Consider the following 12,222-nt stretch of genomic DNA (forward strand, 5'->3'; position numbering starts at 1 on the left):
ATTGTGGACCGTGGCACCGACAGCGCGTCCCGGGGCCCGGGCGTCGGTGACCGGACCGGCCGGAGAGGCACCTCGTCCACGGCTGTCCGCAGGCTACGCGATCTCGCTCTCGGCGTACGCCGCCCGGGAACTCCACCGCCGCTCCGCACGCTTGCATACAGTGGCAGGACCGACAGGAAAAATCGGCAGGACCGGCAGGAAAAACGCGGTTTCGACGACCGCGTCCGCGATCGGAAGGACGTACATGCCCATGGGTCACACGGCCACAGCCCAGGCAGGCTCCGGGGGCCTGACAGCGACCGAGCACCGCCTGGCCAACGGCCTGCGCGTGGTGCTCTCCGAGGACCACCTGACCCCCGTGGCGGCGGTGTGCCTCTGGTACGACGTGGGTTCGCGCCACGAAGTCAAGGGGCGCACCGGCCTTGCTCACCTCTTCGAGCACCTGATGTTCCAGGGCTCCGCCCAGGTCAAGGGCAACGGCCACTTCGAGCTGGTCCAGGGCGCGGGCGGCTCGCTCAACGGCACGACCAGCTTCGAGCGCACCAACTACTTCGAGACCATGCCCACCCACCAGCTGGAGCTCGCCCTCTGGCTGGAGGCGGACCGCATGGGCTCGCTGCTGACCGCGCTGGACGACGAGTCCATGGAGAACCAGCGCGACGTCGTCAAGAACGAACGCCGCCAGCGCTACGACAACGTCCCCTACGGCACGGCGTTCGAGAAGCTGACCGCCCTCGCCTACCCCGAGGGCCACCCCTACCACCACACGCCGATCGGCTCGATGGCCGACCTGGACGCGGCGACCCTGGAGGACGCGCGCGCGTTCTTCCGCACGTACTACGCGCCCAACAACGCCGTCCTGTCGGTCGTCGGCGACATCGACCCGGAGCGGACGCTCGCCTGGATCGAGAAGTACTTCGGCTCGATCCCCGCCCACGACGGCAAGCCCGCCCCGCGTGACGGCGCGCTGCCGGACGTCATCGGCGAGCAGCTGCGCGAGGTCGTCGAGGAGGAGGTCCCGGCCCGCGCCCTGATGGCCGCCTACCGTCTGCCGCAGGACGGCACACGCGCGTGCGACGCGGTCGACCTGGCGCTCACCGTGCTCGGCGGCGGCGAGTCCTCCCGCCTCTACAACCGTCTGGTCCGCCGCGACCGCACGGCCGTGGCCGCCGGCTTCGGCCTGCTGCGCCTGGCCGGGGCGCCCTCCCTGGGCTGGCTGGACGTCAAGACGTCCGGTGACGTCGAGGTGCCCGTCATCGAGACGGCCATCGACGAGGAGCTCGCCCGGTTCGCCGAGGAAGGCCCCACGGACGAGGAGATGGAGCGCGCCCAGGCCCAGTTGGAGCGCGAGTGGCTGGACCGTCTCGGCACGGTCGCCGGCCGCGCCGACGAACTGTGCCGTTACGCGGTGCTGTTCGGTGACCCGCAGCTCGCCCTGACCGGCGTCCAGCGCGTGCTGGACGTCACGGCGGAAGAGGTCCGGGACATCGCCCGGGCCCGCCTGCGCCCGGACAACCGCGCCGTACTGGTCTACGAGCCCACCGAGCCCGCCGAGAACACCGCCGACGAGGACGAGAACGAGGAGGCGGCCCAGTGACCGAGCTCGCCGCGATGGACTTCCACCCCCAGCCCCGCGAGGGCGAGGCCAGGCCCTGGGCGTTCCCCGCCCCCGAGCGCGGGACGCTCGACAACGGCCTGACCGTCCTGCACTGCCACCGCCCCGGACAGCAGGTCGTCGCGGTCGAGGTCATCCTCGACGCGCCCCTGGACGCCGAACCGGCCGGCCTCGACGGCGTCGCCACGATCATGGCGCGGGCCTTGTCCGAGGGCACCGACAAGCACTCCGCCGAGGAGTTCGCCGCCGAGCTGGAGCGCTGCGGCGCCACCCTCGACGCGCACGCCGACCACCCCGGCGTCCGCCTCAGCCTGGAGGTCCCGGCCTCCCGCCTGGCCAAGGCCCTCGGTCTCGTGGCCGACGCCCTGCGGGCGCCCGCGTTCGCCGACAGCGAGGTCGAACGCCTCGTCCGCAACCGCCTGGACGAGATCCCGCACGAGCTGGCCAACCCCTCCCGGCGCGCCGCCAAGGAGCTCTCCAAGGAGCTGTTCCCGGCGACCGCGCGCATGTCGCGCCCGCGCCAGGGCACCGCGGAGACCGTCGAGAAGATCGACTCCGCTGCCGTGCGCGCCTTCTACGAGAAGCACGTCCGTCCCGCGACGGCCACCGCCGTGGTCGTCGGCGATCTCACCGGGATCGACCTCGACGCGCTCCTGGGCGACACCCTGGGCGCCTGGACGGGCTCCCCGGCCCAGCCGCGTCCGGTGCCGCCGGTGACCGCCGACGACACCGGGCGGGTCGTCATCGTGGACCGCCCCGGCGCCGTCCAGACGCAGCTGCTGATCGGCCGCGTCGGTGCCGACCGGCACGCGCGCGTGTGGCCCGCGCAGGTGCTCGGCACGTACTGCCTGGGCGGCACCCTCACCTCCCGGCTGGACCGCGTCCTGCGCGAGGAGAAGGGCTACACCTACGGCGTGCGCTCCTTCGGGCAGGTCCTCAGGTCCGCGCCGGACGGCTCGGGTGCCGCGATGCTCGCCATCAGCGGCTCGGTCGACACCCCCAACACCGGTCCCGCGCTGGAGGACCTGTGGAAGGTGCTGCGCACGCTCGCCGAGGGCGGTCTGACCGACGCCGAGCGCGACGTCGCCGTGCAGAACCTCGTCGGAGTGGCGCCCCTGAAGTACGAGACGGCCGCCGCCGTGGCGGGCACGCTGGCCGACCAGGTCGAACAGCACCTGCCGGACGACTACCAGGCCACCCTGTACCGGCAGCTCGCCGCGACCGGCACCGTGGAGGCCACCGCGGCGGTCGTGAGCGCCTTCCCGGTGGACCGCCTGGTGACGGTCCTCGTCGGCGACGCGGCCGCGATCAAGGCTCCGGTCGAGGCCCTCGGCATCGGTGAGGTGAAGGTCGTCCCCGCGGAGTAGGAACGCGGAACCGCGGCCGGTGAGGTCGCGCGGGAGCCCTGGTGCACGGGTGTGTCACCAGGGCTCCTCGATGTCCGAATTGGGGGAAGGCTTCCCGTCTGCCCTGTGGCATGCGCTACAAAAGCCGCTTCCTGTTTGGGGATCGACGGCCGCCGCGTCTAGCTTCGACCGGGCTGTTCGTCAGGCAGTGCGCCGCGTCCGCGGCACCGGACAGTCATCGCCGAGTCCCCGTACGGCGCGAGCCAGGGGAGCCGGGGACCCAACCACACAGTCCCTGGGGTGAATCGGACGCCCGCGCGAGCCGCGAGGGGGTCCGTAGGAGACCTTCCTGCTCCGAACCCGTCAGCTAACCCGGTAGGCGAGAGGGAAGGAAAGGACCGCTCAACTTCATGGCGTCCACTTGCGCCACCGGGAAGCACCGTCGTCCCAGCAGGATGAAGCGCACCACCGCCCGCGCGGCGGGCATCGCGGCGCTCACCACCACCGGTGTCATCGGCACCGTCGCCTCCGGCCCCGCCCTCGCCGCGGAGAAGGCGGTCGAGCAGACCGGCCTCGTCCCGGTCGTCACCATCGGCGACGCGCTCGCCGAGCGGATCGACGACCAGGCCGCCGCGCAGAAGCAGGCCGCCGTGGCGGAGGCCGCGCGCAAGGAGGCCGCCGCCCGGGCCGCGGCGAAGGCCGAGGCGGAGCGCGAGGCCCGGGTCCGCGCCGCCCGCGCGGCCGAGCGCGAGCGCCTGAACGCCTTCGTCCCGCCGATCAGCGCCTCCCACGTCTCCACCGGCTACCGGTCCGGCGGTTCGCTGTGGTCCTCCGGCAGCCACACCGGCATCGACTTCCACGCCGCCAGTGGCACCCCCGTGCACGCGGTGGGCCTCGGCACCGTCGTCGAGGCCGGCTGGGGCGGCGCCTACGGCAACCAGGTCGTGATCCGGATGCACGACGGCACGTACACCCAGTACGCCCACCTGTCGTCCATCGCCGTCTCGGTGGGCCAGAAGGTGGTCCCGGGACAGCGCATCGCCCTGTCCGGCGCCACCGGCAACGTCACCGGCCCGCACCTGCACTTCGAGGTCCGCACCGGCGTGGAGTACGGCTCGGACATCGATCCGGCCGCCTACCTCCGCAAGCACGGCGTGAACATCTGACGACGTACGGCGACAGATCGTACGGCCCCGGCCCGCACGGCCGGGGCTTTCGTCGTTTCCGATCCCCCGCCGTCCAAAAAATATCCCTGGATTCCGGCCCGCCATCGGAAATTCCCGCTGATTGCAATAGAGTCACGGAGCACACGTCAATCGTCGACGTTTCACGGGGATTAAGGCGGAGGTCGGTCATGCGTATTCCGGCGCACTCGGTGTGCACGGCCATCCGGGACGACATCGTCGCGGGTGTCTACGAGCGCGGCGGCCGCCTCACCGAGGAACTCCTCGCGCGCCGCTACGGCGTCTCGCGCGTCCCCGTCCGGGAGGCGCTGCGCACGCTGGAGGCGGAGGGCTTCGTCGTGACGCGGCGGCACGCGGGCGCGTGCGTCGCCGAACCGACCGAGCAGGAGGCCGCCGACCTGCTGGAGATGCGCATGCTCCTGGAGCCGCTCGGCGCCGCCCGGGCCGCCCAACGGCGCACCGAGGCGCACCTCAAGGTGCTGCGCGGCCTCGTCCGGCTGGGGCAGGAGCGCGCCAGGCGCGGCAGCAGCGAGGACCTGCGCTCCCTGGGGGGCTGGTTCCACGAGACCCTCGCGCAGGCCTCCGGCAGCCACGCCCTCACCTCGACGCTCACCCAGCTGCGCCACAAGATCTCCTGGATGTACACGGTGGACGCGCCGGCCGCCCCGGTGGAGTCGTGGGCCGAACACGGCGCGATCGTGGACGCGGTGGCGCGCGGCGACGGAGAGCGCGCGCGGACGGTGACGGCGCTGCACGCCGAGCGCTCGGCCTCCGCGCACCGGCTGCGCTTTCCGGGAGGGGACCGCCAGGACCGTGTGAGGACTTCGCAACACGTCGTCAACATGTCCGGCCTCCGGAATTAACACGAGGGCCGTATACAAAGAAGGTAATTCGGCGGAGAGGCATTTCCGCTGCCTTTTTCCGGCCCGCCCCCGTATTCACGATGGTGCGCCCTTCGCGTGCCCGTCGAATGTTCTCGGGGTGCCCTTCGCGGGTTCCGTGGAATATCCGCCACGCGCATCCGGCGTTTTCCGCCGGGCCCGCCGTGTCCCAAAAACGGCGGAGCCGCGCCGGCCCGGATCGGGCGACGCGGCTCCTGCCCGCTGCGCGCGGCAGCCGGCTCAGACGGTCTCGGGGAGCTCCTCGAGACCCTCGGCGACCAGCTTGGCCAGACGGTCCAGGGCGGCGTCGGCGCCCTCGGCCCCGGAAGCGAGGACGATCTCCTCGCCGCCCTGGGCGCCCAGGCCGAGAACGGCCAGCATGGACGCCGCGTTGACGGGGTTGCCGTCGGCCTTGGCGATCGTCACCGGGATGCCTGTGGCCGTGGCGGCCCGGACGAAGATGGAAGCGGGGCGGGCGTGAAGGCCCTCGGCCCAGCCGACGTTGACGCGGCGCTCAGCCATGTGATGCTGCCCTTCGGTGTTCAGGTTGTCTAGACCAGTGTTCCACACGTGAAGCGTGTGAGGGAGCGGGCTGTGCGCCCCTCCCGGTGTGGGTGCCGGATCGCGGCCTCGATCCGGCAGCCGTCCTTCCACAGACTGCCTCGCGCCGTTGTCGTACGCGAGCCGTACTCTGGGCCCCATGCAGAGCGCGTCGGACCGCCACGAGTACCCCGCCCACTGGGAAGCCGACGTGGTGCTGCGCGACGGCGGCACCGCGCGCATCCGCCCCATCACCGTCGATGACGCCGAGCGCCTGGTCAGCTTCTACGAGCAGGTGTCGGACGAGTCGAAGTACTACCGCTTCTTCGCGCCCTACCCGCGACTGTCCGCGAAGGACGTCCACCGCTTCACGCACCACGACTTCGTGGACCGGGTGGGACTCGCGGCCACGGTCGGCGGCGAGTTCATCGCCACCGTACGCTATGACCGCATCGGGGCCGACGGGGCGGCCGCCCCGTCGCCGGCCGACGAGGCCGAGGTCGCGTTCCTCGTGCAGGACGCCCACCAGGGCCGCGGTGTCGCCTCAGCCCTCCTCGAACACATCGCGGCCGTCGCGCGTGAGCGCGGCATCCGGCGGTTCGCCGCCGAGGTGCTCCCGGCCAACACCAAGATGATCAAGGTGTTCACGGACGCCGGCTACACCCAGAAGCGCAGCTTCGAGGACGGCGTCGTGCACCTGGAGTTCGGCCTCGAACCCACCGAGCGCTCCCTCGCGGTGCAGCGCGCGCGGGAGCAGCGCGCCGAGGCCCGCTCTGTACGGCGGTTGCTGGTGCCCGGCTCGGTCGCCGTCATCGGCACCGGCCGCACCCCCGGCGGCGTCGGCCGCGGCGTCCTCGGCAATCTCCGGGAGGCCGGCTTCACCGGCGATCTGTACGCCGTGAACAGGGCCTTCCCCGAGGACCTGAAGGAACTCGACGGCGTGCCCGCCCACCGCTCGGTCCGCGACATCGACGGGCACGTCGACCTCGCGGTCGTGGCCGTACCGGCCGACCACGTGCCCGAGGTCGTCGCCGAGTGCGGCGAGCACGGCGTGCAGGGACTCGTCGTCCTGGCCGCCGGGTACGCCGAGAGCGGCCCCGACGGGCTCGAGCGCCAGCGCGAACTCGTGCGGCACGCGCGCGCGTACGGGATGCGGATCATCGGTCCCAACGCCTTCGGGATCATCAACACCTCCTCCCGGGTCCGGCTGAACGCGTCACTGGCCCCGCAGATGCCGCGCCCCGGCCGGATCGGCCTGTTCGCCCAGTCCGGCGCCATCGGCGTCGCCCTGCTCTCCCGGCTGCACCGGCGCGGCGGAGGCGTCACCGGCATCACGGGCGTGTCGACGTTCGTCTCCTCCGGCAACCGCGCGGACGTGTCCGGCAACGACGTCCTCCAGTACTGGTACGACGACCCCGACACCGACGTCGCCCTGATGTACCTGGAGTCCATCGGCAACCCGCGCAAGTTCACCCGACTCGCGCGGCGCACGGCCGCGGCCAAGCCGCTGGTGGTGGTCCAGGGCGCCGGCTCGGCCCCCCAGGGCCACGCCGTACGGGCCACCCGGCTGCCCCGCGCCACGGTGTCCGCCCTGCTCCGGCAGGCGGGGGTGATCCGCGTGGACACCATCACCGAACTGGTCGACGCGGGCCTGCTGCTGGCGCGCCAGCCGCTGCCGCGGGGCCCGCGCGTGGCCATCCTCGGCAACTCGGAGTCCCTGGGGCTGCTCACGTACGACGCGTGCCTCTCCGAGGGCCTGCGCCCCCAGCCGCCGCTGGACCTCACCACACAGGCGTCGGCGGAGGACTTCCACGCCGCGCTGGCGCACGCCCTGGCCGACGAGACGTGCGACGCGGTCGTGGTGACCGCGATCCCCGCCATCGGCGAGGCGTCCCCCGACGACGCGGAGCTGGCGCAGGCGCTGCGCTCGGCCGCGGCCGCCGGCCCCGCCAAGCCGGTCCTCGTGGTGCACGTGGAGCTGGGCGGCCTCGCGGAGGCCCTGTCCGCCGCGACGAGCACCGCCCCACGCGCGCGTACGGCCACGCCGGCCGCCGAGGCCGGGCCGACGGGAACCGGTCGGTCCGGGACACCCCCGACCGGGGCCGCGGGGACCGAGCTGTCCGGGACACCCTCGATCGAGGCCGCGGGAACCGGACCGGCCGTCCCCGGCCCGGCGGCGGCCGTGTCGACGACACCGGCAGGCGCACCCCCCGCTCCCGCCGCCCCGCCCGGCGACCCCGCCGAGCGCGCTCAGACCCCCGAGGACACCCGCCTCATCCCCGCCTACCCCGCCGCGGAACGCGCGGTCCGCGCCCTCGCCGAGGCCGTGAAGTACGCGCAGTGGCGGCGCGAGGCCGCCGACCCCGGCAAGGTGCCCGAGCACGAGGACATCGACGAGAAGGGCGCCGCCGCGCTGATCGGCAGGCTCCTCGCGCGCGGACAGGGCCTCACCCTCGGCACCGACGAGACCCGCGAGCTGCTCGGCCGGTACGGCATCCCGGTCCGCCGGGCCGTCCCCGCCCCCACCCCCGACGAGGCCGCACAGGCCGCCGCCGCCCTCGGCTACCCCGTCGCCCTCAAGGCCACCGCACCCCACCTGCGCCACCGCGCCGACCTGGGCGGCGTCCGCCTCGACCTCGCCGACGAGGAACAACTGCGACGGGCCTACGCCGAGTTGACCGAGCTGTTCGGGGCCCCGCAGGCGCTGCGCCCGGTGGTCCAGGCGATGGCCCCGCGCGGGGTGGACACCGTCGTCCGGGCGGTCATCGACCCGGCGGCCGGAGCCGTACTGTCGTTCGGGCTCGCCGGCGCCGCCTCGCAGCTGCTCGGCGACATGGCGCACCGCCTGATCCCGGTCACCGACCGGGACGCCACCTCCCTGGTCCGGTCGATCCGGACGGCGCCCCTCCTGTTCGGCTGGCGCGGTTCGACGCCCGTCGACACCCCCGTGCTGGAGGAGCTGCTGCTGAGGGTGTCCCGCCTGGTCGACGACCACCCGGAGGTCGTCGCGGTGACGCTGGAGCCGGTCGTCGTCGCCCCGCACGGCCTGAGCGTCCTCGGCGCCTCCGTCCGCCTCGCGCCCCCGCCCGCCCGCGACGACCTCGGCCCGCGCACGCTCCCCGTCTACTGAGGCGGTCGTGACCGGTCCCTCGCAGTCAGCGGGTCCCCGTAGGATGGAGGACATGGCCAAGACCAGTACGACGACCCAGGGGCTGCGTGCGGCGATCGAGCGCAGCGGCTACTACCCGGCCCTCGTGGCCGAGGCGGTGGAGGCCGCAGTGGGCGGCGAGCCCATCCGGTCGTACCTGGTCCACCAGGAAACCACGTTCGACCAGAACGAGGTGCGCCGGCACGTGACCGTGCTGGTCCTCACCGGCAACCGCTTCATCGTCAGCCACACCGACGAGCAGGCCGCCGACTCCACCTCCCCGACGCCGTACGCCACCACGTCCACCGAGTCCGTGAAGCTCGGCCGGATCTCGTCGGTCGTGCTGAGCCGCGTGGTCGCCAACCCCGAGTCGTACAAACCCGGCAGCCTGCCGCGCGAGGTCGTGCTGACCATCGGCTGGGGCGCCGTCTCCCGCATCGACCTGGAGCCCGCGGCCTGCGGCGACCCGAACTGTGACGCCGACCACGGCTACACCGGCAACTCGACGGCGGACGACCTCAGCCTGCGCGTCAGCGAGGCCGGCGACGGGCCGGAGACGGTGCGCCAGACCCTCGCCTTCGCACAGTCGCTCTCCGAGGCGACCGCGGATCTGACCGCGTAATGGCCCAGCCCGCCGTCTGGGACGACCCGGAACCCCTCGCCGTCTCCTCCGCACCCGTCCCCCAGTACGGCTCCGGCTCCCTCGCCGACCTGCTGCCCACGCTGGCCGCCGGCATGGGCGTCCCGGGCACGACCGCCGCCATCGCGGAACTCGCCCCGGCCGACCGCAACTGCGTCTTCCTGATCGACGGCCTCGGCTGGGAGCAGATCAGGGCCCACCGCGACGAGGCGCCCTACCTGCACGGCCTCCTCGGCAGCTCGCGCGGCGGCACCGGGCGCCCGCTCACCGCCGGCTACCCGGCGACCACCGCGACGTCGCTCGCCTCCGTCGGCACCGGCCTCCCGCCGGGCGCGCACGGCCTGCCCGGCTACACCGTCCGCGACCCGGCCACCGGCGGGCTGATGAACCAGCTCCGCTGGCAGCCGTGGACCCCGCCGCAGGCCTGGCAGCCGTACCCCACGGTCTTCCAGCTGGCCGACGCGGCCGGCGTGCACGCGGCACAGGTGTCCTCGCCCCACTTCCAGAACACCCCGCTCACCAAGGTCGCCCTCAGCGGCGGCACGTTCCACGGGCGCCTCACCGGCGAGGAGCGCATGGACCTCGCGGCCGAGCAGCTCGCGGCCGGCGACCGGTCCCTGGTCTACACGTACTACGCCGAACTCGACGGCGCCGGTCACCGCTACGGTGTCGCGTCCGACACCTGGCGCGGCCAGCTCATGTACGTCGACCGGCTCGTGCAGCGCCTCGCCGAGCAGCTCCCGCCGCGCAGCGCGCTCTACGTCACCGCCGACCACGGCATGGTCGACGTGCCCTTCGACGAGGACCACCGCATCGACTTCGACGAGGACTGGGAGCTGCGCGCCGGGGTCGCCCTGCTGGGCGGCGAGGGCCGCGCCCGCCACGTCTACGCCGTGCCGGGTGCCGAGGACGACGTCCTGACCTGCTGGCGCGAGGTGCTCGGCGAGCAGTTCTGGGTGGCCTCGCGGGACGAGGCGATCGCCGCGGGATGGTTCGGCCCGCACATCGACGAGCGGGTGTACGCCCGCCTCGGCGACGTGATCGCGGCCGCCCGGGACGACGTCCTGCTCATCGCCTCGGAGCGGGAACCGAAGGAGTCGGCCATGGTCGGCAACCACGGCTCGATGACCCCGGCCGAGCAGTTCGTCCCGCTGCTCGAAGTACGCTCCTGACGCCCGTCGCCCCCCACCGCCACGCCCCCGACATCCCACCGAAAGGTGCTCGACTCCCCATGCCCGAGCTGGTGTTCTTCTCCGGAACCATGGACTGCGGGAAGTCCACGCTGGCTCTCCAGATAGAGCACAACCGCTCCGCCCGCGGACTCCAGGGCATCATCTTCACCCGCGACGACCGCGCGGGCGAGGGCAAACTCTCCTCCCGCCTCGGCCTGGTCACCGATGCGGTGGAGGTCGAGGACGGCCGGGACCTGTACGCCTACCTCGTCGACCACCTCTCGCAGGGCGGCCGTGCCGACTACGTGATCGCGGACGAGGCGCAGTTCCTCGCGGAGGAGCAGATAGACCAGCTCGCGCGCGTGGTCGACGACCTGGAGATCGACGTCTACGCCTTCGGCATCACGACCGACTTCCGCTCCAAGCTGTTCCCCGGCTCCCAGCGCCTCGTCGAGCTGGCCGACCGCGTGGAGGTCCTCCAGGTCGAGGCCCTGTGCTGGTGCGGCGCCCGCGCCACGCACAACGCCCGCACGGTCGGCGGAGTGATGGTCGTCGAGGGCGCGCAGGTCGTGATCGGTGACGTGGACCAGGCGGACACCGTCGGTTACGAGGTCCTGTGCCGGCGTCACCACCGCCGCCGCATGACGGCCGCGTCGGCCCGCGCGGCGGTCCTGTCACCGGACGTGCTGCCGGTCAACTCCGGCTGACCGCCCGCCCGCCGGCCGGACGGCGTCCCACGACTCGCGGGTCGGCCCGTCTACGGCTTACGGGCCAGCCCGGCGGCGATGAGGTGCTCCCAGACGGTCAGTTCCCGTTCGCCGTCGCCGGCCCACGGACCGTCCACCACCTCGGGCCGCCAGCGGGACGCGGGCACTATGCCGGGGGTGAGGACCTCCAGGCCGTCCAGGAGGGATTCGATCTCCTCGTCGGTGCGCCACCGGCCGCGGCCGAACGTCTGCTGGAGGACCCGTTCGGCCTCCGCCGTCTCCGGGTTGTCGCCGGAACGGAAGTGACTGACGAAGAAGTAGCTGCCGGAGGGCACCTGGTCGCGCCAGTAGCGGACGATCCCGGCCGGGTCCTCCTCGTCGTTGACGTGGTGGAGGATGGCACTGAACATCACGGCGACGGGCCGGCCGAAGTCGATCAGCTCCACGGTCTCCGGGTGCGTGCGTATGGCCCGGGGGTCGCGCACGTCGGCCGGGACCACCCGGGTCCGGTCGTTCTCCTCCAGCAGGGCGCGTCCGTGGACCAGCACCTGGGGATCGATGTCGACGTACACCACCCGGGACTCCGGAGCATGCCGCTGCGCGACCTGGTGGACGTTGTCCGCGGTCGGAAGACCGCTCCCGAGATCGATGAACTGCCGTACGCCGGTGGTCGTCGCGATCTCCCGGACCGCCCGGGTCAGCGCCGCGCGGTTGGCGAAGGCGATCGCCAGCGAGCCGGGAAGATCACGCTTGAACACGTCGCCGACCTGCCGGTCCGCGGCGTAGTTGTCCTTGCCGCCGAGCAGGTAGTCGTAGACACGGGCGATGCTCGGCCTGGTGGGGTCGATCGGGGAGCCTTCAACCGTCATACCGGCCATCCTCTCCCGCGGCCGCGCCGCCGACCACCGTTTCGGGAGCGTCGGCCCGACGCATCTCACGGTTGGTCAGGAGCACTGCACGAAAGGCGGGTTGTCCCCACCGGACGGCGT

Annotated in this window: 10 protein-coding genes and 1 riboswitch; of the genes, 8 read left to right on the forward strand and 2 right to left on the reverse strand. The window is 73.0% G+C overall.

The window, feature by feature from the left end; translation table 11 throughout:
• The first annotated feature begins 244 nt into the window (after window positions 1–244).
• The 4 genes from ACZ5FU_RS32095 to ACZ5FU_RS32110 all read left to right on the forward strand — a co-directional run bounded on the left by ACZ5FU_RS32095 (window position 245) and on the right by ACZ5FU_RS32110 (window position 5,008).
• Window positions 245–1,597, forward strand: coding sequence for a M16 family metallopeptidase (locus ACZ5FU_RS32095; protein ID WP_451527163.1), 1,353 nt, complete (start codon window positions 245–247; stop codon window positions 1,595–1,597).
• Entirely contained in the window at window positions 1,594–2,982 is a 1,389-nt protein-coding gene (locus ACZ5FU_RS32100) for a M16 family metallopeptidase (protein ID WP_451527164.1), read from the forward strand. The genes ACZ5FU_RS32095 and ACZ5FU_RS32100 overlap by 4 nt, the downstream gene beginning before the upstream one ends.
• A 208-nt stretch (window positions 2,983–3,190) precedes the next feature.
• Window positions 3,191–3,358: riboswitch (cyclic di-AMP (ydaO/yuaA leader) on the forward strand.
• Window positions 3,359–3,371: 13 nt separating this feature from the next.
• A complete protein-coding gene (locus ACZ5FU_RS32105) occupies window positions 3,372–4,127 on the forward strand; it encodes a M23 family metallopeptidase (RefSeq protein ID WP_451779771.1) in 756 nt (251 codons plus the stop codon).
• Window positions 4,128–4,315: 188 nt separating this feature from the next.
• A complete protein-coding gene (locus ACZ5FU_RS32110; RefSeq protein ID WP_451527166.1) occupies window positions 4,316–5,008 on the forward strand; it encodes a GntR family transcriptional regulator in 693 nt (230 codons plus the stop codon).
• Window positions 5,009–5,266: 258 nt separating this feature from the next.
• On the opposite strand, the gene ACZ5FU_RS32115 is transcribed toward ACZ5FU_RS32110, so the two are convergent.
• A complete protein-coding gene (locus ACZ5FU_RS32115) occupies window positions 5,267–5,548 on the reverse strand; it encodes an HPr family phosphocarrier protein (protein ID WP_451527167.1) in 282 nt (93 codons plus the stop codon).
• A 178-nt stretch (window positions 5,549–5,726) separates the two neighbouring features.
• On the opposite strand from ACZ5FU_RS32115, the gene ACZ5FU_RS32120 reads away from it, so the two are divergent.
• From ACZ5FU_RS32120 to ACZ5FU_RS32135, 4 genes are read left to right on the forward strand one after another with little or no spacing between them, the layout of a single operon-like run.
• Complete coding sequence (locus ACZ5FU_RS32120) at window positions 5,727–8,696, forward strand: bifunctional acetate--CoA ligase family protein/GNAT family N-acetyltransferase (RefSeq protein ID WP_468833426.1); 2,970 nt, start codon at window positions 5,727–5,729, stop codon at window positions 8,694–8,696.
• A 52-nt stretch (window positions 8,697–8,748) separates the two neighbouring features.
• Complete coding sequence (locus tag ACZ5FU_RS32125; RefSeq protein WP_451527169.1) at window positions 8,749–9,336, forward strand: DUF5998 family protein; 588 nt, start codon at window positions 8,749–8,751, stop codon at window positions 9,334–9,336.
• Window positions 9,336–10,526, forward strand: coding sequence for an alkaline phosphatase family protein (locus tag ACZ5FU_RS32130; RefSeq protein WP_468833423.1), 1,191 nt, complete (start codon window positions 9,336–9,338; stop codon window positions 10,524–10,526). Before ACZ5FU_RS32125 ends, ACZ5FU_RS32130 begins: the two co-directional genes overlap by 1 nt.
• Before the next feature lie 59 nt (window positions 10,527–10,585).
• The gene (locus tag ACZ5FU_RS32135; RefSeq protein WP_451527171.1) at window positions 10,586–11,233 is read left to right on the forward strand and encodes a thymidine kinase; all 648 of its coding nucleotides are present in this window, start codon (window positions 10,586–10,588) and stop codon (window positions 11,231–11,233) included.
• Between the two features lie 50 nt (window positions 11,234–11,283).
• On the opposite strand, the gene ACZ5FU_RS32140 is transcribed toward ACZ5FU_RS32135, so the two are convergent.
• Window positions 11,284–12,111 (reverse strand): SAM-dependent methyltransferase, encoded by an 828-nt coding sequence (locus tag ACZ5FU_RS32140; RefSeq protein ID WP_451527172.1) that lies wholly within the window; start codon window positions 12,109–12,111, stop codon window positions 11,284–11,286.
• Between the last annotated feature and the right edge of the window lie 111 nt (window positions 12,112–12,222).

It is taken from the genome of Streptomyces sp. NPDC031554, from assembly GCF_055580685.1.